This window comes from Psychroflexus longus, assembly GCF_020164595.1.
GTDB lineage: Bacteria > Bacteroidota > Bacteroidia > Flavobacteriales > Flavobacteriaceae > Psychroflexus > Psychroflexus longus.
In genome coordinates, this window is sequence record NZ_JAIQZE010000009.1 from 18,838 (window position 1) to 43,449 (window position 24,612).

At 36.0% G+C, this 24,612-nt stretch carries 19 protein-coding genes; 17 read left to right on the forward strand and 2 right to left on the reverse strand.

The window, feature by feature from the left end; genetic code table 11:
- Positions 1-182: 182 nt before the first annotated feature.
- The 9 genes from LB452_RS09045 (at position 183) to LB452_RS09085 (ending at position 9,677) form a co-directional block, all read left to right on the forward strand.
- Positions 183-1,811, forward strand: a complete 1,629-nt coding sequence (locus tag LB452_RS09045; protein WP_224461416.1) for an acyl-CoA carboxylase subunit beta — start codon at positions 183-185, stop codon at positions 1,809-1,811.
- 198 nt (positions 1,812-2,009) lie between these two features.
- Positions 2,010-2,666 carry a succinate dehydrogenase cytochrome b subunit gene (locus LB452_RS09050; RefSeq protein WP_224461512.1) on the forward strand — a complete coding sequence of 219 codons (657 nt, stop codon included), beginning with the start codon at positions 2,010-2,012 and terminating at the stop codon, positions 2,664-2,666.
- A 3-nt stretch (positions 2,667-2,669) separates the two neighbouring features.
- Positions 2,670-4,592 (forward strand): fumarate reductase/succinate dehydrogenase flavoprotein subunit, encoded by a 1,923-nt coding sequence (locus LB452_RS09055; protein ID WP_224461417.1) that lies wholly within the window; start codon positions 2,670-2,672, stop codon positions 4,590-4,592.
- A gap of 10 nt (positions 4,593-4,602) precedes the next feature.
- On the forward strand, positions 4,603-5,346 hold the full coding sequence (locus LB452_RS09060) for a succinate dehydrogenase/fumarate reductase iron-sulfur subunit (RefSeq protein ID WP_224461418.1): 744 nt from the start codon (positions 4,603-4,605) through the stop codon (positions 5,344-5,346).
- A gap of 292 nt (positions 5,347-5,638) precedes the next feature.
- Positions 5,639-6,328, forward strand: coding sequence for an RluA family pseudouridine synthase (locus tag LB452_RS09065; protein WP_224461419.1), 690 nt, complete (start codon positions 5,639-5,641; stop codon positions 6,326-6,328).
- Between the two features lie 38 nt (positions 6,329-6,366).
- Positions 6,367-7,356, forward strand: a complete 990-nt coding sequence (locus LB452_RS09070) for a D-alanine--D-alanine ligase (RefSeq protein ID WP_224461420.1) — start codon at positions 6,367-6,369, stop codon at positions 7,354-7,356.
- Between the two features lie 34 nt (positions 7,357-7,390).
- Complete coding sequence (gene coaD / locus LB452_RS09075) at positions 7,391-7,849, forward strand: pantetheine-phosphate adenylyltransferase (protein WP_224461421.1); 459 nt, start codon at positions 7,391-7,393, stop codon at positions 7,847-7,849.
- Positions 7,850-7,853: 4 nt separating this feature from the next.
- Positions 7,854-8,390, forward strand: coding sequence for a DsrE family protein (locus LB452_RS09080; RefSeq protein WP_224461422.1), 537 nt, complete (start codon positions 7,854-7,856; stop codon positions 8,388-8,390).
- Between the two features lie 9 nt (positions 8,391-8,399).
- Positions 8,400-9,677, forward strand: coding sequence for an amidohydrolase (locus tag LB452_RS09085; protein WP_224461423.1), 1,278 nt, complete (start codon positions 8,400-8,402; stop codon positions 9,675-9,677).
- A 108-nt stretch (positions 9,678-9,785) separates the two neighbouring features.
- Here LB452_RS09085 and LB452_RS09090 read toward each other — a convergent pair whose 3' ends face one another.
- Positions 9,786-11,849, reverse strand: a complete 2,064-nt coding sequence (locus LB452_RS09090; RefSeq protein ID WP_224461424.1) for a TonB-dependent receptor — start codon at positions 11,847-11,849, stop codon at positions 9,786-9,788.
- A gap of 62 nt (positions 11,850-11,911) precedes the next feature.
- Between LB452_RS09090 and LB452_RS09095 the strand changes: the two genes are divergently transcribed.
- Positions 11,912-13,654 (forward strand): M14 family metallopeptidase, encoded by a 1,743-nt coding sequence (locus tag LB452_RS09095; RefSeq protein ID WP_224461425.1) that lies wholly within the window; start codon positions 11,912-11,914, stop codon positions 13,652-13,654.
- Here the strand turns inward: LB452_RS09095 and LB452_RS09100 are convergent.
- Positions 13,622-14,245, reverse strand: coding sequence for an NUDIX hydrolase (locus LB452_RS09100; RefSeq protein WP_224461426.1), 624 nt, complete (start codon positions 14,243-14,245; stop codon positions 13,622-13,624). The genes LB452_RS09095 and LB452_RS09100 overlap by 33 nt on opposite strands.
- A gap of 8 nt (positions 14,246-14,253) precedes the next feature.
- Here LB452_RS09100 and pyrE point away from each other — a divergent pair, with 8 nt between their 5' ends.
- From pyrE to LB452_RS09135, 7 genes are all read left to right on the forward strand, one after another.
- A complete protein-coding gene (pyrE, locus tag LB452_RS09105; protein WP_224461427.1) occupies positions 14,254-14,898 on the forward strand; it encodes an orotate phosphoribosyltransferase in 645 nt (214 codons plus the stop codon).
- A 2-nt stretch (positions 14,899-14,900) separates the two neighbouring features.
- Positions 14,901-15,293 carry an SRPBCC family protein gene (locus LB452_RS09110; protein WP_224461428.1) on the forward strand — a complete coding sequence of 131 codons (393 nt, stop codon included), beginning with the start codon at positions 14,901-14,903 and terminating at the stop codon, positions 15,291-15,293.
- Between the two features lie 122 nt (positions 15,294-15,415).
- On the forward strand, positions 15,416-19,384 hold the full coding sequence (locus tag LB452_RS09115) for a PAS domain S-box protein (protein ID WP_224461429.1): 3,969 nt from the start codon (positions 15,416-15,418) through the stop codon (positions 19,382-19,384).
- Between the two features lie 119 nt (positions 19,385-19,503).
- Complete coding sequence (locus tag LB452_RS09120) at positions 19,504-20,409, forward strand: sterol desaturase family protein (protein WP_224461430.1); 906 nt, start codon at positions 19,504-19,506, stop codon at positions 20,407-20,409.
- A 68-nt stretch (positions 20,410-20,477) separates the two neighbouring features.
- Positions 20,478-22,952: a M14 family metallopeptidase gene (locus LB452_RS09125; RefSeq protein ID WP_224461431.1), complete on the forward strand. Its 2,475-nt coding sequence runs from the start codon at positions 20,478-20,480 to the stop codon at positions 22,950-22,952.
- Positions 22,953-23,084: 132 nt separating this feature from the next.
- On the forward strand, positions 23,085-23,798 hold the full coding sequence (locus LB452_RS09130) for a pirin family protein (protein WP_224461432.1): 714 nt from the start codon (positions 23,085-23,087) through the stop codon (positions 23,796-23,798).
- 103 nt (positions 23,799-23,901) lie between these two features.
- Positions 23,902-24,543 (forward strand): SDR family oxidoreductase, encoded by a 642-nt coding sequence (locus LB452_RS09135; RefSeq protein ID WP_224461433.1) that lies wholly within the window; start codon positions 23,902-23,904, stop codon positions 24,541-24,543.
- Positions 24,544-24,612 lie beyond the last annotated feature (69 nt).

The following is a 24,612-nucleotide window of genomic DNA, read 5'->3' on the forward strand; positions in this document are numbered from 1 at the left end:
CCAAATTTATAACAACAAAGCTAGTCCTGAAGATTTAAGGTGTTTAATTTTAAGAAAATAGGTTTTAGTTTAGGTGAATAACAGCAAATTCAGAATAAAAATAAAGCAAGAGTTAGCGAAAACGATTAAGGATTATTGGATTGGTTTTGTATTTTAGCGACTCAATTTTTAGAACTTATTTCATGGACATAAAATTCAATAAAAACGAGGATCACAATAAACTTTTGGTTTCAGACTTGAGAAGCAGATTTGCTAAAGTAAGTCTTGGTGGTGGCGAGAAAAAAATCGAAAAGCATCATGGTAAAGGAAAAATGACAGCCCGTGAACGAATAAATTTTCTACTTGATGATGCCAATGATGCTATTGAGATTGGAGCTTTTGCAGGTGAGGGGATGTATGAAGAGCATGGTGGTTGCCCTGGAGGTGGTGTTGTGGTGAAGATTGGAAAGGTCTCTGGAAAGAAAGTTATAGTTGTCGCCAATGACGCTACAGTAAAAGCTGGCGCCTGGTTTCCTATTACAGGAAAAAAGAATTTGAGAGCTCAGGAAATTTCAATTGAAAATAGATTACCAATTATTTACTTAGTGGATAGTGCCGGAGTTTATCTTCCTATGCAAGATGAAATTTTTCCAGATAAAGAACATTTCGGGAGAATATTCAGAAACAATGCAGTAATGAGTAGTATGGGCATTACGCAAATTTCTGCGGTTATGGGTAGCTGTGTTGCTGGTGGCGCCTACCTTCCAATCATGAGCGACGAAGCCATGATTGTGGATAAAACGGGAAGTATTTTCCTTGCTGGAAGTTATCTAGTAAAGGCAGCCATCGGCGAAAGTGTGGATAATGAAACGCTTGGTGGCGCAACAACGCATTGCGAAATCAGTGGTGTTACAGATTATAAAGCAACTGATGATAAAGATGCGCTAACTAAAATCAAAAACATTGTAGACAAAATTGGAGATTTTGACAAAGCAGGCTTTAATCGCAAAAAGCCAAAAAAACCAAAACTCGATCCTAAAGAAATTTATGGATTACTTCCAGCTAAACGAAGTGATCAATACGATATGATGCCCATTATTGAGCGTCTTGTGGATGACTCTGAATTTGATGAATACAAAAAAGGATTTGGCCAAACCATTATCACTGGTTACGCTCGAATTGACGGATGGGCTGTCGGTATTGTAGCCAACCAGAGAAAGATTGTAAAAACCAAAAAAGGTGAAATGCAGTTTGGTGGTGTTATTTACAGTGACTCTGCCGACAAAGCTACTCGATTTATCGCCAACTGTAATCAGAAAAAAATTCCGCTGGTTTTTGTTCAGGATGTGACTGGATTTATGGTAGGCAGTAAGAGTGAACACGGAGGCATCATAAAAGACGGAGCTAAAATGGTAAATGCTGTGAGTAACTCTGTAGTCCCTAAATTCACGGTGATAATTGGTAATTCCTACGGCGCTGGAAATTATGCCATGTGTGGAAAGGCTTATGATCCACGATTAATTTTTGCCTGGCCGAGTGCTGAACTTGCTGTAATGAGCGGAAACTCTGCAGCCAAAGTCTTGCTTTCTATTGAAACTTCAAGACTAAAAGCGAAAGGTGAAAAAATCACTGAAGAGAAAGAAAAAGAACTTTACGACAAAATAAAAAACAATTACGACGAGCAAACCAGCCCCTACTATGCAGCAGCCAGATTATGGACAGATGCCGTCATAGAACCACTAGACACCAGAAAATGGATTTCTAACGGGATAGAAGTTGCTAACCACGCTCCTATCACCAAAGACTTCAATCTAGGTGTGATTCAAACCTAAAATGCTTTAATTTATAAAATTAGAAAGCCTGCTAATATTGAATTTGCAGGCTTTTTTATTGAATACTACTCAAAATTCTTAATTATCAGAAAACTGATTATACTCAGTAAACCAATCAATTAATATCTAAAGCTCTTATTTCTTGTTAGGAATATTGTAAATTAGATACTTAAATAAAACTGGAAAATAGTGTGGTTCATTAAAAACGCAATAACCCGAAAAAATTTGATGGCTATAACAGGCCTTTTTCTATGTTTTTTCTTGATTATTCATCTGCTTGGAAATCTGCAACTTTTAATGCCACCAGATGAAGGACGATTACAGTATAATTTATACAGCGATTTCCTGTCAAATAATATTCTGGTAAAACTAATTTCCTATGTGTTATACGCCAGTATACTGGCTCATACCATAGACTCCATTTATCTAAGTATCAAAGCGAAAAAAGCCTCTGGCTCTTCTTATGTTTTAGATAAACGAAATCGAGCCAGCAAATGGTATTCAAGGCAAATGATGCTACTCGGGACTATTGTATTTGCCTTTTTGGTCATTCATTTCAAAGATTTTTGGTTCATCTACAAATTTGGGGCGCTTCCAATGGATTCTGCTGGAAATAAGGATCTTTACGGGTTGGTAGTGGCTGCCTTTCAGGATTTGTGGTATGTTATTTTGTACGCTATCGCCATTTTAGCTTTGGGTTTTCATTTATTACATGGTTTTTTTAGTGCATTTAGGACCATTGGTTTGTATAATCCTAAATATAATCGTCTCGTCAAATCGGTAGGTGTGATTTTCGCAGTCGCGATGACCATAGGTTACTTCATCATTCCTTTCTATATTTATTTAAACCTTTAAGTTATGGCTAAAGAAATTCACGCTAATATTCCAGAGGGAGATTTAAAAGATAAATGGAGCAATTATAAGGCACATGCTAAACTCGTAAGTCCAAACAATCGAAAAAAACTCAATATCATAGTTGTTGGAACAGGATTGGCAGGCGCTTCGACTGCAGCATCTTTAGCTGAAATGGGCTACAAAATCAAAAGTTTTTGTTTTCAGGATTCACCACGGCGTGCACATTCTGTTGCTGCCCAGGGTGGCGTCAATGCTATGAAAAACTATCAAAACGATGGTGATAGTGTATACCGTATGTTTTACGATACACTTAAAGGAGGGGATTTCAGATCGCGAGAAGCGAATACGTACAGGCTTGCAGAATGTTCAGCTAGCTTAATCGATCAAGCAGTCGCGCAAGGCGTTCCCTTCGGTAGAGAATACAGCGGTTATCTACGTAACAGATCCTTTGGTGGTGTACAGGTTTCAAGAACTTTCTATTCTCGTGGACAAACCGGACAACAGTTGCTTCTAGGTTCTTACCAGGCCTTGATGAGACAAAAAGAACAGGGAAATGTTCAACTTTTTACTCGCCATGAGATGTTGGATCTTGTCCTTATAGATGGAAAGGCAAAAGGAATTATTGCCAGAAATTTGGATACTGGAGAAATTGAACGCCACGGCGCACATGCGGTTATTTTGGCTACAGGTGGATTTGGTAAAATTTACTATCTCTCAACTTTAGCGATGGGATGTAATGCATCGGCCATTTGGCGAGCGCATAAAAAAGGAGCGTTGATGGCGAATCCTAGCTGGACTCAAGTTCACCCTACTAGTTTACCACAAAGTGGACCTTACCAATCCAAGCTAACCCTAATGTCGGAATCTTTACGTAATGACGGTAGAATTTGGGTTCCACAATCAAACAACGAGCAAAGATCAGCAGTTGAGATTCCAGAAGAGGAGCGCGATTATTACCTTGAACGAAAATATCCATCCTTCGGAAATTTAGCTCCACGAGATATTGCTTCACGAGCTGCAAAAGAACAAATTGATGCAGGCAAAGGAGTGGGAGCTTTAAAAAATGCTGTTTATCTCGACTTTTCTCATGCCATCAAAGAATACGGACAGGAATTGATTGCTGAGCGTTATGGAAATTTATTCAATATGTATCAGAAAATCACAGGAATTGACGCTTACAAAGAACCGATGAAAATTTCCCCTTCAGCTCACTTTTCAATGGGTGGGCTTTGGGTTGATTACGATTTGATGACTACTATTCCCGGGCTTTTTGCCATTGGTGAAGCAAATTTCTCTGATCATGGAGCAAACAGACTTGGAGCCAATTCCTTACTTCAGGCCTGTGTGGATGGTTATTATATAACTCCTTACACCATACAAAATTATTTAGCCGATCATATTCAGGTTGAAAAAACAGATACAAATCATCCAGCTTTTGCTGAAGCAGAAAAGCAAGTTCAAGAGCAATTGAACCGGTTTATAAATCAAAAGGGTACTAAAACAGCAGAAGAGTTTCATCGTGAATTAGGTGAAATCTTATACGATAAATGTGGCTTATCTCGGTCTGAAGAAGGTCTGAAGAGTGCGATTTCTCAAATTCAGAACCTCAGAGAGGAATACAAGAAAAATCTACTCGTACCTGGTGATGCAGAAGATATTAATAGCGAACTGGAAAAAGCTGGAAGAGTAAACGACTATATGGAGCTTTCTGAACTCATGTGTATCGATGCCCTCAATCGTAATGAATCCTGCGGAGCTCACTTTAGAGAAGAATATCAAACAGAAGATGGTGAAGCTAAACGAAATGATAAGGAGTTTGCTTACAGTGCTGCCTGGGAATGGAATGGAGAAGCATCCTCTCCTGTTTTGAATAAAGAGCCCCTTGAGTTTGAATATGTTCAGCCTACTCAACGGAGTTACAAATAATAAAATTGCAATGAAAATAGATCTAAAAGTCTGGCGTCAGAAAAATCAAAATACTAAAGGTCATTTAGAATCTTATATTCTGGATGAAGTTGATGCAGAAATGTCTTTCCTTGAGATGTTGGATATGCTTAACTTAAAACTGGCTAAACGTGGGGAACGTCCAGTTGAATTTGATCATGATTGTCGCGAAGGTATTTGCGGACAATGCGGAGTAATGATAAATGGAATTGCGCATGGGCCCCTTAAAAATACAACCACCTGTCAACTGCACATGCGTTCTTTTAAAGATGGCGATACTATTTATGTTGAACCCTTTAAAGCAAAAGCTTTTCCTGTTATTCGTGATTTAAAGGTTGATCGCTCTGCATTTGACGATATCATCGCAGCGGGTGGCTATATATCGGTAAACACTGGACAGGCTCCGGAAGCTAATAGTATCTTGATTTCTCACGATGAGGCAGAATCAGCATTTGACTCTGCGGCCTGCATTGGTTGTGGAGCTTGCGTGGCTACCTGCAAGAATGCAAGTGCAGCTCTTTTTACCTCATCAAAAATCAGTCAATTGGCAAAATTACCTCAAGGAAAAAAAGAGAGTAGTAAACGAACGGTTAATATGGTTAACCGCATGGAAGATTTAGGTTTTGGTCATTGCACCAATACCGAAGCTTGTCAAGTCGAATGCCCACAGGATATTTCAGTATTGAATATTGCTCAAATGAATTATGAGTACAATAAAGCAAAGCTAAAAAAGTAAGATTCTTACAAATTACAAAATAGTTTTATCCTACTAGTCAGCACTCATATTTCTTATTATCAAAACTTTATATGTTCTTCACGCAAAAACCGCTTAGTCTTTCGCAAAAACCGCAAATTTATAAACAATGAATAATTGTAACTTTACGATATATTGCACCTTTTCTTTGTGATGTTCACTTAAAATAAGGCGTGATTATTAATGCTTAATATATAGATTGTTTAGCTAGGATTGTTTTTTTGTTTCAAAATGCTAAAAGAAATATTCTAAAATATACAGAATGCGATAACTCATGAATTCTACTCCTGAAAACCTTCAGATTATTTTTGAAGACAATCATCTTATAGTCATCAACAAACGACCTGGAGATATCGTCCAAGGCGACAAAACTGGTGATCTTCCTCTAAGTGAAATCGTCAAGCTTTACCTCAAAGAAAAATACAACAAACCGGGCGAAGCGTATTTAGGAGTCGTACATCGATTGGACAGACCCACTAGTGGTGTGATTGTCTTCTCTAAAACATCCAAAGCTCTGTCTAGATTAAATAAAGCATTTGCTGATAGAGATACCCAAAAAACATATTGGGCAGTCGTTAAAAATAAGCCCAAACAAGATTCGGCAAGGCTTGTGCATTACCTTAAACGAAATCCCAAGCAAAACAAATCTTACGCTCACATCAAGCCCGTTCCAGAATCTAAAGAAGCTATACTTTCTTATAAACTTATCAAATCTTTGGATAATTACCATCTTTTGGAGGTTGCTTTGGAAACCGGAAGGCATCATCAGATTCGAAGCCAATTCTCTGCAATCGGTTCGCCGATAAAAGGAGATCTCAAATATGGATTTGACAGAAGTAATAAAGACGGGAGCATTCATCTTCACGCAAGAAATCTTACTATAATTCATCCTGTCCGGAAAGAAAGAATCACTTTTGAAGCCGCTCCACCGGAAGATGCAATATGGAACACATGTTTGTCTTGATTAGTATTTGAAAAGTTATATTTGAAAAAAAATAAAAAATGATCAAAACTATAGCCGTAGCCATGGGCGGTTATTCTAGCGAAGCTGATATTTCCCTTAAAAGCGGAGAAGTTGTCTGCAAACACTTGTCAACGAATCCAAAATTTAGAGTTTATAAAGCTCATATTTTAAAAAAGAATTGGTTTGTCAAATTAGATTCTGGAGAAGAATTTCCAATTGATAAATCCAATTTTTCTGTAACGATTGATGGTGAAACCATTTATTTTGATTGTGTTTTCAATACAATCCATGGAACACCTGGAGAAGATGGACTGTTTCAAGGCTATTTGCAAACCTTGAAAATTCCACAAACCGCCTGCGATTATTACCAGGCAGCACTTACATTCAACAAAAGAGATTGTATTTCTGTCCTCAGGGCTCATGGCATACAAACCGCCAAAAATGTTTACGTCAATAAAGGTGACGATATCGACACACAAGCCATTATTGATCACGTTGGCTTACCTTGTTTTGTAAAAGCCAACAGAGCTGGAAGCAGTTATGGGATTTCAAAAGTGAAAAAGAAAGATGATATTTTAACAGCTTTGGAACATTCTTTTAAAGAAGATGATGAAGTTATTATTGAATCCTTTTTGGATGGCAGAGAAGTGAGTGTAGGGGTGATCAATATTAATGGAAAGATTCAAGCATTGCCTATTACTGAAATTATTTCTGAAAATGAATTCTTCGACTTTGAAGCCAAATACCTGGGGAAATCCAAAGAAATAACTCCAGCCGATCTTGATGAGCGGCAAACACAAGAAGTCAAAGATTTAGCGGTAAAAATTTTTAAATCACTAAAGCTAAAAGGCCTAACAAGATCAGAATTTATTTTTCATAATAATCAACCACATTTTTTAGAGTGTAATGCTTGCCCAGGCTTAACCGAGGCTAGTATTTTACCTCAACAAGCCAAAGCTGCGGGAATTTCACTTCGGGATTTATTTACCAATGCTGTGGAGGTTGCTCTTCAAAATTTTGAAGGCTAAGGGACTTTTAAGTATATTAGAAAAAATTTAGTTTATGAAAAGAGCTGTTTTTCCTGGATCCTTCGATCCTATTACAATTGGACATTATGATATTATCATGAGAGGCCTCACTCTTTTTGATGAAATCATTTTAGCCATTGGAGTAAATTCAGAAAAAAAATACATGTTCACTTTAGAAGAAAGAAGGTTTTTCATGGAGGAAACATTTAAAGATGAGCCAAAAATAAAAGTAGATACCTATCAGGGCTTAACCGTTAACTATTGCAAAGAAAATGAGGTGGACTTTATTCTCAGAGGCCTTAGAAATCCAGCAGATTTTGAATTTGAAAAAGCAATCGCTCATACCAATAGAAAGTTAGAAAAAATAGAAACTGTCTTTTTACTCACCTCCAGCGGTAAAAGCTATATCTCCTCCTCTATTGTGAGGGATGTTATTCGACATAATGGGGATTATTCCTCTTTAGTGCCAGATGCTGTTGTTGTAAAATCCTAAATTCATGAAGAACATATTAGCTTATTTTATCATTTTAGTAGTTCCCTTTTTGGGGTTTGCTCAAACATCTAAAACTTTAGAGGACTTTGGTCCTGTTTACGAAATTGAAGAAGCCGATTTTAAAGTGAATTTAAATCAGGAATTTAAAGCAGTTTTTGACATTGCTAAAATTTCTGACTCCAAAAATCAACCAAATCGAATGTTTCAGACTTTAGCAAGATATATAAGATTACACTCCGCACCAGAACTAAAAAATAATTCTGTAAAAGCCGTTATGGTTTTACATGGTTCAGCTATTTATGATCTGTTAATCCATGAAGAATATGCAAAATATCATAATCAAGAAGGGTTGAAAAATCCTAATTTAGAACTCTTAAGCCTTTTGACTGAAAATAATATAGAAATGGTTTTGTGTGGACAGACTTCAAAACATAGAAGCATTTCAAAACCTATGATGCATCCCGATGTCAAAATCGCTTTATCAGCAATGACAGCCTTAATCGAGCTACAAAACAAGGGCTACAAACTTATTAACTTTTAAATATATCTCATGAAAACAATGATGACCTGCTTAAGCCTATTGTTTTGTTTAGGCCTATTTGCTCAAATGGATTCTCAATTACTCAAGGATATTGAAGACATTGAGAAACAAGTAATTGAATGGAGACATGACTTCCATCAACACCCCGAACTTTCCAACAGAGAATTCGAAACTGCAGAAAAAATAGCTAAACATTTAGAAAGCTTAGGTTTTGAAGTGAAAACTGGAATAGCACATACCGGAGTCGTTGCAACACTAAAAGGAGATCGACCGGGAAAAACTGTTGCTCTGAGAGCAGACATTGATGCGCTTCCAGTGACAGAACGCAACGATTTACCTTTCAAAAGTGAGGTAGTCACCACCTTTTTAGGAACTGAGACTGGGGTGATGCATGCCTGCGGACACGATACACATACTGCTATTTTAATGGGAGTTGCTGAAGTATTGACCAAAAATAAGCACTTATTAAATGGAAATGTCAAGTTCATATTCCAGCCTGCAGAGGAAGGGCCTCCTCCAGGAGAAAGAGGTGGAGCAAGCTTGATGATAGAGGAAGGCGTTTTAGAAAATCCAGATGTGGATGCTATTTTTGGCTTACATATCAATTCCTCAACTCCTGTAGGAACAATTCGATACAAACCAGGAGGAACTATGGCAGCTGTTGAGCGTTTTGTCATTACCGTAAAAGGAAAAGGTTCACACGGTTCTGCACCCTGGACAGGCGTAGATCCAATTTTGATTTCAGCAAAAATAATTGATGGTTTACAGACCATTATAAGTCGGGAAGCGAAGTTAGTCGATGAACCCGCTGTCATTACCGTTGGAAAAATAACTTCAGGTACGCGATTCAATGTGATTCCTGAGTCTGCGGAGATGATTGGAACAGTGAGGACTCTGGATCCTGATATGCGTGAAATGATCATCAGACGAATGAAGGAAATGGCTCCTGCTCTCGCAAAAGCTTATGGTGGTGATGCCGAAGTAGAATTTCAGAACAATACTGCTATTACCTACAATGACTTAGAGTTGACTGCAGATATGCTTCCTACGCTAAAAAGTTTAGCTGGTGAAGAAAAAGTTGAGTTAGTAAAAGCTACGACGGGTGGAGAAGATTTTTCATTTTTTCAAGAAAAAGTCCCAGGATTTTACTTTTTTCTTGGCGGAATGACTCCAGGAAATACAACACCTTATCCTCACCATACACCAGATTTTATGATCGATGATGACGGGATGCTTTTAGGTGTAAAGTCCTTATCCAAATTGGCTATTGATTATCTTAATAAGTAGGGAGATACATTTTCAATTATATTTTAATAATATTTAGAAAGACCTCACGTGAGGTCTTTCTAAATAAATGGGGAAGACTTGAAATTTCCTAACCGGAGACTACTGATTTTAAAATGTATAATTCAAAGCAAAGCTTCCGAAGTAGTTTCTAGGTTCGCCAGGGTAAAAGTACCTCGGTTCACTACCTCCAAATCCTACAGCATTGGTAACGATACTCGAGGCATATTTTTCATTGAAGGCGTTATTAACTCCAACATTAACTCTAGCTGTAATGGATTTGTACAAAGGAAATCTATACTCGGTCTTCAGGTTTGAAAACGCATAAGAATCAGCAAATACTGTGTTTGCATCATTTACTGGAATTTCTGAAACGGCGTTAGTTTGAAAATAAAAATAAAACCTATCTCCGATCTGTGCATCAAGACCAAAACTGAATTGCTGTGAAGGAACTCCAGTCAAGTCATTACCTGAAAACGATTCTCCCTGGTCAACGAATTCATCAAATTCATAGAAATTTAAACTTCCGTTGATATAAGGTTGCATTTTGAGCCATGAGTTGTAGTTCAAATTGGATTTGAAAGAAAATTCAATTCCAGGATGAGAGGTTGAACCGGCATTAATACCTACAAAACGGTCCTCGGCTACTCGTCTGGCAACTAGTAAATTTTCTACATCCATATAGTAGGCACTTACTTCTGTAAGTAATTTATCGCCAAACCATTTGGCTTTATAGCCAATCTCATAATTCCAGCCTTTTTCTGGTTCTAGTTCAGTGTTAAAAACACCTTCTTCGGTAAGGCTTTGTTCCACTGTAGGGACTGAAAAGCCTTTGCTTATAGAAGCTGAAACTTTTTGATTTTCATCCAAAGAATAAGTTCCAACTACATTCGGCAGCCATACCTGGTCATAATCATATTCTCCAGTTTGAGAATTTTCTGGATTAGAAAACTCATCCTCAATTTCATAAGAGGTTTTATTCGTCGCCAACCCAAGTTTTAAATCAAATTTTCTTGAAAATAAAACATTCAATGTAGCGAAACCTTCAATATATTGCCGGGTTTGAGTCAAATCTGAAAGTAAATCACCTTCCAAAGCTCCTTGTCCGTTGTTATCGCGGTATCGATTTTCTATTGTAGAAACCTCAAAATCATCTCTTAAAAATTCACCTCCAACATTCAATTTTGAATTAAATTTAAATAATTGCAAATCAATTTCCGTGGTATGTCTCAATCCAATTCCTATATTTTTTTCGTCTAAAATATCAAATGGTCTTGGTTCATAAGCATCTCTAATATTTGTAAAAACAGCTGTGTTTTGCTGAATATTAGAGGTTAACTGTTTGGAATAATTAATTCCAAAAACCCCTCTTGTGTAAGATTCATAACCCCTGGCTTGGCCCCAAGTGAAGGCAGCACTTGTTGGATTTTCCTCCAGATCTGTTCTACTCAGCGAACTTGGTATAAATCCTTTTAACTGAATAACTTGCCCGACCAACTGTAGCTTCGATGATTCTGATAAATCCCACTCTGAATTTAAAAAATAAGATTCGCGCTGATAGTTAGAGTTATCTCTAAAACCTCCAGTACTTAGGTTATTGTATGTTAGGTTCACTTTTTTGTTACCCTCCGAAACGTTCAAGGAATAATTTTGCTTCAAAAGGTCAAAGCTACCAAACAGCAACTCAGATTCTACATAATTTTGTTCTCTCAGTACAGATTTCAATTGAATAACTCCGCCAAGACCAGCACCAAACTGAGTAGCTTGTGGTCCTTTAATTACCTTTACTTCAGAAATAGTAGTAAGGTCTATATCATGTAAAATAGAAGTTCCATTGGCTGTACTTAGGGGAATATTATTGTAGTAAAGTTTTAACCGATTGGTCTCAAACTGAGCCCTGGCCCCTATCCCTCTTATGTTGATTTTAGTGGTGTTGACACCTCCCTGTTGCATATAAACTCCAGGAATTTTGTTCAGAATCGGCGCAATAGTAGTTTGATTTGATTGCAGTAATTCCTCCTGTTTTAAAAAAGAAATATTAGATTCCGTTTGGAATGCCTTTTCAATTTTTAGCGAGGTTTTAAGGTTGACTTCTTTTAATGTAGTGGTGTCTTTTTGGGTTTGAGAAAAAACTATTCCTGAAATCAAAAAGAAAATGAGGCTAAACTGTTTCAAGTGCTTATTTTTAGAGTTCAAAAGTAACCGAATAATCAAAGGATTATTTTAAAAAAATACTAATGTTAAAATACTGGTTCATACTTCCTGTTTCAATTCTCATCATTGCGTGCGAATCGTCTTCAAAACAAGATTCTTCTGAAGAAGCTTCAGAAGAATTCAAAATTGCATACGAACGCTCCAATGGAGACTCCACCTCGACTTATCAAGAAGTCATCAAATTTTATGAGTTTTTAGCAGATACAGATGACAGAATCACGCTTGAAGAAGTCTATGAAACTGATAGTGGGATGCCTCTTCACTTGGTAAAATTTACCCCTTCTGAACTTGAAGAAAAGCCTTTAAGGGTTTTAATCAATAATGGTATTCATCCAGGAGAATCCGATGGTGTTGATGCGACCATGCTTCTCTTTAAAGACTTGTCAAATGACGTTTGGTCTTTGCCAACGGATATTGAATTGTATGCCGTACCTATTTATAATGTTGGTGGCGCTTTGAATAGAAACTCAACTTCGAGGACTAATCAAAATGGTCCTGATGCTTACGGTTTCCGTGGAAATGCACGAAATTTTGATTTGAACAGGGATTTTATAAAATCCGATACCAAGAACAGTAAAGCATTTTATAGCATCTATCACCAGGTAAATCCAGATGTATTTGTAGATACTCATGTGAGTAATGGTGCAGATTATCAATACACCCTCACACATCTGTTTACTCAGCATAATAAACTTGGCGGAGAAATGGGTAAGCATTTGGAGAACGTATTTATTCCTGAGGTTGAAGATCAATTGAGTGTGAAAGACTGGGAAATCACCCCTTACGTAAATGTCAACAACGAGAGCCCCAAAAATGGATTTACTCAATTCAACGACTCTCCCAGATATTCTTCGGGATATACCACATTATGGAATTCTCTTGGTTTGATGATAGAAACCCATATGCTAAAACCTTATTCACAACGTGTGGAAGGTACTTTTGAAATGCTGAAAACGCTGATGAAGGTTTCGCATGAACAGAAAATAGAAATCCAAAAAGCCAGAGAGCAAAACTTTCAGATGTTTTCCAATAATGAATTTTATCCTCTCAACTTTCAGGTAGATAAAACAGACTACAGACGATTCAATTTTCTTGGTTACGAGCTTGAAAATTTAACCAGCGAAATCACTAATCTACCGAGAATCAAATTCAGAAGAGATCACCCTTTTGAGGAGGAAGTAAAATATTACAATCAGTTTAAACCTACAGATTCGGTAAGTATACCTAGGGCGTATATCATACCAAAACAGTGGTCCAGAGTTGTGGATCTGATGAAATGGAATAACATTACTTATACTCGATTCGGAAATGATACGGTGATTGAAGTTGAAGAATATAAAATCAAGGATTTCAAAACTAGAACATCTGCCTACGAGGGTCATTATTTGCATTATGACACTGAAGTTACCTCTAGAAAAGTAAAACAAACGTATTCTCAGGGAGATGTTTTGGTGGAAGTCGACCAGCCTGGAATGCGCTATCTTTTGGAAACCTTGGAGCCTATTGCCGTAGATTCATTTTTTAATTGGAATTTTTTCGATAGCATTTTACAACAAAAGGAAAACTTTTCGCCTTATGTGTTTGAAGATTTGGCTTTGGAGATTTTTGAAAATAATCCCGACTTAAAGACTGAATTTGAAGAGAAACGAGAAAGTGATCCTGAATTCAGGAAAAGCTGGTATGCCCAGTTGGACTGGATCCACAAGAACTCAAAATACTATGAAGATGCGCATCTAACTTACCCTATCGTTCGGGTGCTGAACTAGGTATTCCTTAGGAAATAAAAGCTTGATGTTGGCGTAAGATTTTTTAAGGGCTTTTTGGGTCTGCTCAAAGTTTTTCCATTTTGCCTTTTTTATCCCTTCAGAAAGTTCTGGAACTAGCTCGCCAGTGTAATCTGTTGTCATTTGAAACCAGTGAGTAACTTTGAGCTTGTATTTATTATTTCTGTTGATAATATGATAAGTGGTCTGTAGAAACGATTCTATGGCCAGACCTTCCACGTGAGTTTCTTCCTCAACTTCCCGAAGAGCTGTTTGTTCAATGTCTTCCCCTTTTTCAGTTTTACCTTTTGGAAGATCCCATTTTTTATTGCGATAAATAAATAGTATTTCCTTGTTTGAATTGTAGACTAAACCACCTCCAGCAACAATGACCTTAAGTTTCCTTTTTAAATGCTTTAAAAGTTTGTGTTCTTTTTTGTGATATAGGTTAAGATAAAGAAGTTCTCCAGATTCTATTTTGCGAATAAGTTGTTTTATTTTTGCCTTTTTAATTGGGATATTAGTGTAATTTGAGCCTATATTTTCTTGTGTTGACAATATTATTGGCACATCATTCACGAAAACTTTATACATTTGTAACTATGATTTTAGATGAAAATACTGCCCACAAAACCGCAGAGCTATTGCTGCAAATTAACGCAATAAAATTAAATCCACAAGAGCCTTTTACTTGGGCAAGTGGTATAAAATCTCCGATTTATTGTGACAATAGAATAATTTTATCCTACCCTAGCATCAGGAACTATATCGTTTCTGAAATGGCAAAACCTATCGAAACTCTTTTTGGAAAACCAGATGCAATTGCTGGGGTTGCTACAGGAGCGATTGGCATAGGTGCTATTATATCAGACTACTTGGGTTTGCCTTTTGTGTATGTTAGACCTGAGCCTAAAAAACACGGACGTCAAAATCAAATTGAGGGAAAGTTAAATCCTCATGCCAATGTGGTAGTGATAGAGGATCTTATAAGCACTGGAAAAAGCAGTATGAATGCTATAAAAGCTTTGAAAACCGAAGGAAAAGCTAATATAAAGGGCATGATGGCCATTTTCACTTATGGCTTTGAAGAATCTGAAGCTTTGTTTAAAAACGAATATCTGGATGTCTATACCCTGGGTAATTATGAAATTCTTTTAGAGAAAGCTTATAAAACCAATTACCTCAATAAAACAGAACTTGAATTATTAAAAACTTGGCGTAAAGATCCTGCCAACTGGAACTATTAATTATGTATATAGAAAGCGAGAAAAAAAACGTTGCTAAGAGCCAAAAAGAAACTTTTGAGTTTTTAAAAAGAGTTGAAAATTTCGAAAAATTAATGCCGGAAAGCATTGAAAAATTCGAGTTACTTTCAGAAGAAAGTTTCCTTTTTCAACTCAAAGGAATGCCCGCAATAAAATTGAAACTAGATAAAACTGAGGCTAACCATCTTGTAGTTTTAGCTGCGGCAAGTGATAAACTTCCTTTTACACTTAGAGGTGAGATTGAAGAAAAAGGAGAAAACGAATCTGAAGTACAACTTATTTTTGAAGGGGAATTCAACAGTATGATGGCAATGATGATAAAGAATCCTATCAAAAAATTTATCACTACACTCAGTGAAAATCTTGAAACCATTTAGAAGGACTTCCAACAAAGCTAGATACATTAAAAGGTGATTAATTAATATTAATTGCCTTTATTACATATATATAACTGTTTGTTCTAATAAATATCTTAAATTTAAGATTCTATACTATTTTCATGGATAAGAAAAAGCTGGATGCAGTAGATCGATATAGAATTTTAGATTCTGGTCAAGACAGGGGTTTTGATAGATTGGTCGAAATGGCTGCTAAAACTTGTGATTGCTCCCATGCCACATTGAGCATAATTAACGAAAAGGGATTCTGGATAAAGTCAAGTTATAATTTTGATTTAGATGATATATCTGAAAAAGATTCTATGTGTCAAATCACTATTGAAAATCCACATGAACTTCAAGTAATAAATAATGTATCAAAACTAGATGCAAAGGATAAAAAAGTTGAGTATCTACAAACTAATAATATTGATTTTTATGCGGGTAAATCTATTGTAGATCCTGAAGGCATTGTCATTGGTACTTTGTGTGTATTAGATCCTGAGCCAAAAAAACTTACCCAAACTCAAAAAAATATTCTTAAAGATCTTTCTGATGAAGCGATGGATAAAATCATTTCTCATAAAGAAAAACTAGAGCTTGAAGAACTCAACAGAAGCATCTCGGACGGTAAGAGCAGATTCCAAACCTTATTGAATAATACTGGAGATTTAGTTTTTCTTCTTGATTCAGATCTTAATTTCATCGAATTTTATGGAGACGAAGAAAATTTACTGATTGAAAAGGAAGATCTTATTGGAAAGCATATTGATGAAATAACATCTATTAGTAAAATAGCATCCAAAATTAAATTGGCCGTTAAAGTTAGCACACTCTACAACTCCAGCATACCAATAGAATACGACCTTTTTTCTGATGGCGTTCAGAGATGGTTTAACATGAATGTAAATGTAATAAAAAGAGAAAATCACAATAATGAAATTTTATGTGATATCCGGGAAGTGAGTGATCGAAAGAAAACTGAAAAAAAACTAAAGCTGATAAACAACTTATTTAAAGAAGCTGAAAGTTTAGCGAGAGTCGGTGGATGGAGGTATGATGTAAAAAAAGGAGAATTGTTCTGGACTCCTATCCTGAGAAAAATTGCTGAAATAGACAGTAACGTTCAGCCGAGCCTTGAGGAAGCTAAAGTTTTTTTTAAAGATGGTAAAAGTATAGAGCTGATTACCGAAAAGGTATTGGAAAGTATTCACTTCAATACTTCCTACACTGGTGAATTTGAAATCCTAACAGCCAAAAAAAAACCACTTTGGGCTCTCATCAACATAAAGCCTGAAATTGTGGATGGGGAGTGCGTAAGTGTTTATGGTTCTTTTCAAGACATCACAGAATCAAAAAAAAATAAAGAGAAACTCAAACAAGAAAGGGAAAGGCTCAATAACATAATCAATGCCACCAACCTCGGAACATGGGAGTGGAATGTACAAACAGGAGAAGCTAAATTCAATAACCGGTTTGTAGAAATGCTGGGATATTCTACACACGATATACCATTAAATAACTCTATATCGGCATGGAACGATAGAACTCACCCCGAAGATCTCAAGAATAGCAATTTAGCTTTGGAGGACCATTTCCAAGGAAATACAGATTTTTACAAGTTTGAATTAAGACTAAAACATAAAGAAGGGCATTGGGTTTGGATACTCGACAAAGGAAAAGTCATCTCCTGGACAGCAGATGGTCAACCAGAATGGATGTTTGGGACTCATCAGGACATTTCAGATAAAAAAATGTTAGAAAAAGATCTCAAACAAAATGTTCTGCAATTCAAAAATATCTTTGAACTCTCTCCTGTCGGTATTGTTATTACTGAATTTACTTCAGGTAAATTCCTTGATATTAACAAAGCTATGCAGGATATGGTTGGATATACTGAAGACGAAATTCTTGGCATGAGTATTTGGATGATAACTCCAGAGAAGAAAATCACATCCAAGGACAGCAAGGCCATTCAAAATCTAAAGAATTTAAATAGAATAGGACCTATTGAGAAAGTCCTAAAGACCAAGTCTGGTGACTTGATCACTGTCGTCATTAACGGCCTAATTCACTTTGATAAAAAGGGAAAAAGAATCGTCATCTCTACATTGCAAGATTTTACAGAACAGAAAATGATAGAGAAGAGGTTGAAAAATTCTGAAACTGAAGCCATCAAAGCAAGTCAGGCTAAATCAGAATTTGTAGCAAATATGAGTCATGAGATAAGGACACCACTCAACGGTGTTATTGGATTCTCTGATTTACTGATGAAAACTCCACTCAATGATGTACAACATCAATACATGAAAACAGTTTTCCAATCTGCCAATATTCTTTTGGACTTGATTAATGATGTTTTGGATTTTTCTAAAATTGAATCTGGAAAGTTACAACTCGATACCGATAGAACAAATTTATTAAAGATTGCAGAAGAGGTTGTAGATCTCATAAAGTATGAAGCACACAAAAAAGGCCTGGAATTGATTCTCGTAGTCGATGAAAAAGTACCTGATTATGTATGGATTGATGGAGTGAGATTTAAACAAATTCTAATCAATTTATTGAACAATGCCATAAAGTTTACAAACAAAGGTTCTGTAAAATTCAAGATATCTTGTAAAAACAATAAAAATGATCTTGCAAACCTTGTATTTTCTGTAGAAGATAGTGGAGTCGGAATAGCCAAAAAAAATCAGAAGAAAATTTTTAATGCATTTATACAAGAAGACACTTCAATAACCAAAAAATATGGTGGCACTGGATTAGGTTTAGCTATTTCAGATAAGATCTTAAACTTGATGGAAAGCAAGCTAAGATTGAGAAGTAAAATTGGGCAAGGAAGTAATTTCTATTTTGAAATTACCCTGCGTTCTGAAAATAATCCAAAAACACAAAGTCAATCTATTGAAGACGTAAAAGATATTTTAGTAGTTTCTTCGTTTTCAGAACATTTTGAAACCATTAGAGGCCATTTGGGAGGCTACAACCTGAAGCTTCATTATGCGAATGATCTAGAAACTGCATCAAAAAGACTTATAGAACTATCTCCTCAAGTCATTTTCGTAAATCAAGAAGATTCTCTTGAACTCTCTTGTAATTTAGCTTCAAGATTAAAAACAAACACCAAGTCCAAGGATGTATGCTTTATACTACTCAAAAGATCAAATGAGAATGATAAAACTGAGGAGATAAAATTGGAAAAATGCTTTGAACAGTCAATAGTAAAGCCGATTAAGAAAAATGATCTATTAAGGGTTATGACCAATGGCGATAAACCGAAAAGCAATTTATACTTAGATAATAAAAAAATAACAGCTATTGAAGAAACTGAAGGACTGAAATTTCTTATCGCTGAAGACAACCTTATCAATATGGAGTTGATTAAGTCCTACTTAAAAAATATTTATTCCAAGGTAAATATATATGAAGCGGAAGATGGCCTTAAAGCCTTAAAGTTATTCAAGAAACACACACCAGACATTGTATTTTCTGATATTCAAATGCCTAACATGAATGGTTATGAATTAGCAGAAGCTATCAGAAAAGAGAAAAAGGGAAGAACAACTCCTATAATTGCAATTACAGCTGGAACCGTAGTAGGAACAAAGGAAAAATGTATTGAATCTGGAATGAACGATTATATTTCAAAACCCATCCTGCAGGAGTCTTTAAGAAATATAATCTTAAAATATAACCCTGAAAAAAATCAACTTGTTGAAAGTCCCAACTTTGACGATAAAACAAGTATAGATGAAAATAAGGATGAAATTTTTAATAAGAATCAAGTTATGGCAATGATAGGCCACAATGAAAAGTTTTTTGATGAACTGATAAATCTCGCTAATGATACTCTAGTTGAAGCTTTAGAAAATTTAAGAGAAATTGAAAACGAAGATCAGCTTAAAAAACTTGCCCATAAAGTAAAAGGAACTGCACTCAATCTTGGAGCCAATTCGTTATCTGATTCAGCATTACGTATAGAAAAGTCCAAAATCAAAATAAAAAAAGATCTAGTGAGTTATAATAAGGAACTAGACCTTGAGATTAACAAATTAATTGATGCCCTTCCTGTGCTCCGCACCAAATAATCAAAAGCTAAATTTTTTCAAAACTAAACATTTGTAAATATTGAGCCAATGCTGGTAAAATAGATATAAAAATTATTGATAATGCCTTTCATTAATTATGTTTGTAAAAAAAATAATACATGGAGAAGGTAAAATTGAGTTTAGAAGATGTTGCAAATTTAGATTTTACAACCATTATTTGGATTGCTGCGCCTGTCATGTTTTCGTTGGTTGCGCTAGAATCCTATTTTAGTTACAAACAGAATAAGAAACTATACGAAGGAAAAGATTTTTTAGCCTCAACTTTTATTGGAGTAGTCAATATCCTGCTAAATGGTGTGATGAAACTTGGAGTTTTTGCTTTCTTTTTATTCTTCTATAACATTACTCCTTTTTTCATTCCTATGACCTGGTGGTCATTTATACTCTGTTTTATTGCATTAGATTTTGTAAGGTACTGGTCACACAGGATAGCTCACGAGCAACGTTTTTGGTGGTCAACGCATGTTGTCCATCACAATTCAGAATATTACAACCTCTCAACTTCTTTTAGATTATCATGGACGCAGAATTTGAAAATCATATTCTTTCTTCCAGTGATTTTAATGGGATTCCATCCTTTTGTATTTTTGGTCATTCATCAATTAGAAGTGCTTTATCAATTTTGGATCCATACAGAATACATTAAAAAGTTACCTAAACCTATTGAGTATATTTTTACTACTCCTTCTCACCATAGGGTCCATCATTCCAAGAATGAAAAGTACCTCGATAAAAATTACGGGTCTACTCTTATTATTTGGGACAGAATTTTTGGAACCTTTGAGGAGGAAATAGAAAAACCAGTATATGGAATTACTAAACCAATAGATACCTACAATCCTTTTATGTTGGTATTTCATGAATGGATTGCGCTTTTTAAAGACATGACCAAGGCGAAATCTGCAAAACATGCATTTCAGATGGCTTTTGGAAGTCCTGTAGATTATCACAAGGATGAAATGAAAAAAATGAAAATAAAACAAGCCGGATTGAAAAATAAGTGATTCAATTATAATTGAATCTATAGAGTTGTATAGAGTTTTCTGTTAAATTTACAGCAAACTCTATTCATATGAAATTCAATATTACTTTTCTACTAGTTTTTTGCTTTTTTGGAATTAATCAGGCTCAAAACACAATTTTATCACCAGATGAATTTTTGGGATACGAAATTGGCACAGAATTCACTCGTCATCATCAGATTCTTGACTATTTCAATTACTTATCAGAAAATAGCCCAAATCTAAGTTTTTCACCTTATGGTAAAACCAACGAACGTAGAACATTAAGCTATGCAGTTGTCTCTTCAGAAGAAAATCTGAGAAATCTAGAGAATTTAAGAATCAATCACCTTAAACAAACCGGAATAATTGATGGCGATTCCACTTCAGAGATCGCTGTGGTTTGGTTAAGTTACAACGTTCACGGTAATGAAGCTTCCAGTACCGAAGCGGCGATGGTTACTGCTTATGAGCTTATCACTAAACGTAAAGGTATCCTAAAGAATACCGTGGTCATTATAGATCCCAGCATAAACCCGGATGGACGTGATCGCTACGTCAACTGGTACAATCAAGTTAAGGCGACACCTTATTCGCCTTTTCAAGATGCTGTAGAACACAACGAGCCTTGGCCAGGCGGAAGACCAAATCATTACCTTTTTGACCTTAACCGTGACTGGATGTGGGCAACACAAGTGGAGACTCAACAGCGCCTAAAACTTTACAATCAATGGATGCCTCACGTGCATGTAGATTTTCATGAGCAGGGCATCAACTCCCCTTACTACTTTGCACCTGCGGCAGAGCCGTTTCATGAAGTCATCACTGATTTTCAAAAAGCATTTCAAACCAAAATCGGAAAAAACAATGCCGAGGCTTTCGATGAAAATGCCTGGTCTTACTTTACCCGGGAGCGATTCGACCTTTTCTACCCCAGTTATGGCGACACCTATCCCACCTACAACGGTGCAATAGGAATGACTTACGAGCAGGCTGGAAATGGTAGAGCTGGCCTCGGCATCAACACCGATGAAGATTATGAGCTAACCCTCGTAGATCGGGTAAAACACCATGTAATAAGCGGATTATCTACAATTGAAATTTCTTCGGAAAATGCTACAGAATTAAATTCGGAGTTCAAGAAATACTTTAAACATTCTCCTGACTTTGATAATTACGTCCTGGCTGGGAATGAACAAAAGCTAAAGGTTTTAGCTGAACTTTTTGATCGTCATGAGTATAGGTACAGTTTTGCGACAGATAAGTCCTTAAAAGGCAAAAATACCTATAGCAATACCAAGACTTCTTTTGAATCTGAAAATGCGTTAGTATTACCTGCCAATCAACCCAAGGCGAAAATGCTAAAGGTGTTATTTGAAGCAGACCCAAAACTCAATACACCACTCACTTACGATATTACCTCATGGAATCTGGGCTTAGCTCATGGAGTTGATGTGTTTAGGGTAAATGGAAAAGTAAATACAAAGTCAGAGAAAAATTCTTCCCAAAACATTGAGGTTGAAAAAGAAACCGTAGGCTATATTTCTCCCTGGAAAAGCACGACAGATGCTAAATTTCTAGCCAGGTTACTTCAGCATGAGCTCGATGTGAGAGCAACGACCAAGCCTTTTAAAATTGAAGGCAAGTCCTACGACAGAGGAAGCCTGATCATCACAAAAACCAATAACAAGCAAGCTGATTTTGATTCTTTAGTAGTCGCAACGGCCAACGAATTTGAGATTGATTTGAAAGCTACTAAAACAAGCTTTTCAGATTCTGGGACGGATTTTGGATCTCCCGACGTCAAGAAAATTCACCCTCAACGGATTGCCGTGTTAAGAGGAAAAGGAACCTCTTCATTGAGCTACGGATCCCTCTGGTATTTCTTTGAACAAGAATTAAATTATCCTATCATATCGATTTCTACAGACGATTTTAATAAAATCGATTTAAAAAATTACGATGTCTTGGTGCTTCCCAATGGAAGGTATTCTTCAATATTTGATAAAAAAGGTTTAGAAGCTTTAAGCAACTGGATAAAAAGTGGTGGGAAAGTTATTGCCATAGCCAATGCGCTTTCTACTTTTAAAGGTAAAAAGGGCTTTGGCCTCGAAAAAGTCAAGACTGAAAAAGACAGTATCCAAGTGAATTTGACACCTTACGCAGAGCTTGAAAAAGAGCGAACCCAAGATAACATCACAGGCGCTATTTTTGATGTAAAAGTAGATAACACCCATCCTTTGGCTTTTGGATATGGGACATCTTACGCTACTTTAAAAACGAGTTCAGCTGCTTATCAATACCTAAAAAAAGGGTACAATGTGGCTTACCTGGATGATTCTTCTCAGCGCTTAAGCGGTTTTGTAGGAGAAAAAGCATCGGAAAAAATTTCAACATCTTTGGTGTTTGGGGAACAGCGTTTAGGCCGTGGCAGCCTTATCTATTTGGTAGATGATGTGATGTTTCGTTCCTTTTGGGAGAATGGAAAGCTGTTCTTTGTCAATGCTTTGTTTATGGTGAATAACCAAAGTCAGAAGTTTAGGTAGATTTGATATTAAAATAAAAAAACTTAATATCATGTTTTAATCCATAGGGATGAAATCTTCTAGCGTTACAAACTTTATCATTTATTTTAAAGTCTTGCTTGTTTTAGTAATGTAATTTATTTCAAAAAAAGCATGGAAACAGTTTTACATACTGCAGATAGCAGAGGTCACGCCAATCATGGCTGGTTAGACTCCCATCACAGTTTTAGTTTTGCAGGCTATTTCAATCCAGATCGAATGAATTTTGGAGTCTTGCGGGTTTTGAATGATGATATTGTATCGCCAAGCATGGGCTTTGGGACGCATGGACATCAAAATATGGAAATCGTTTCTATTCCGTTGGAAGGAGATTTGAAACATAAGGATGATACTGGAAGAGAAGCCATTATAAAAGAAGGTGACATCCAGGTGATGAGCGCTGGAACAGGAATTCAGCATAGTGAATTTAATTACAGTAATGAAAACCCAGTTAATTTTCTTCAAATCTGGATCATTCCCAATCAGCAAAATGTTACACCGAGATACGATCAAATCTCGATTGACCCTTCAAGCACAAAAAATAAATTTCAACAGATTTTATCCCCTAATAAAGAAGACGATGGCGTCTGGATCTATCAAGAGGCCTGGTTTCATTTGGGTGAATTTGATGCCGATACTACTGTAGCTTATACATTGAGAAACAAAAACAATGGAGTTTATCTTTTTTTACTGGAAGGTCAAGTCAACATTGGAGATTTGAGTTTATCAAGACGGGATGCAGTTGGAATTACTAAAACACATGAAGTACAAATACGCGTGAAAGAAAGTTCGAAGCTCCTTATTATGGAAATTCCTGTCAATGTTTAAATGACTTAATAGTATTTAACTTAATTACTAAATGATTTATAGGCTTTTTAATTAAAAAAAGGGATCAAAGCTTTATTTTTGAGTGAATTTTAAAATTAAAAAAATGCAAAATATATTAGTGATAGGTGCAAATGGTTCTACAGGAAGAATTATATCAAAGATTTTAAGAGATTCAACCGACTTCAAACCTTATGCGATGATCAGAAAAGAGATTCAAAAGCCTTTTTTTGAAAACCAAGGTATTGAAACAAGAATTGGGGATCTAGAAGAAGATTTTTCTGGTGCCTTCATGGGAATCGATAAAGTCATTTTTGCTGCTGGTGCTGGAGGAGGAGCTAAAGAAGAAAAAACAATTGCTGTGGACCAGAAGGGAGCCATTAGAGCTATTGAGTTAGCAAAGGCCCATAAATTACAGAAATTTGTTATGCTTAGCTCTATGGGAACCGATGCACCAAGTAAAGTTGAAGGTCTAGAGACTTATTTAAAATCTAAGAAAGCAGCAGATGATTTCTTAAGAGAATCAGATATGGTCTATACAATCGTACAGCCAGGTGGTCTTACAAATGAGAAAGGCACAGAAAAGGTGGAAGTTGCTAAGAAACTGAAGAAAATGGGACAAATTCCTAGAGAAGATGTTGCCCAAGCTTTAGTGTATGCTTTAGAACTTGAGCGCACAAAAAACACTTCATTTGAAATGATTTCTGGTGAAAATAATCTTCAAACAGAGATGAAAAATTATAAATAAAAGTTTTATTCAATTTAATATTTAAACCCTGATCAAATTCAGGGTTTTATTTTTTTTAAAATTTAACCT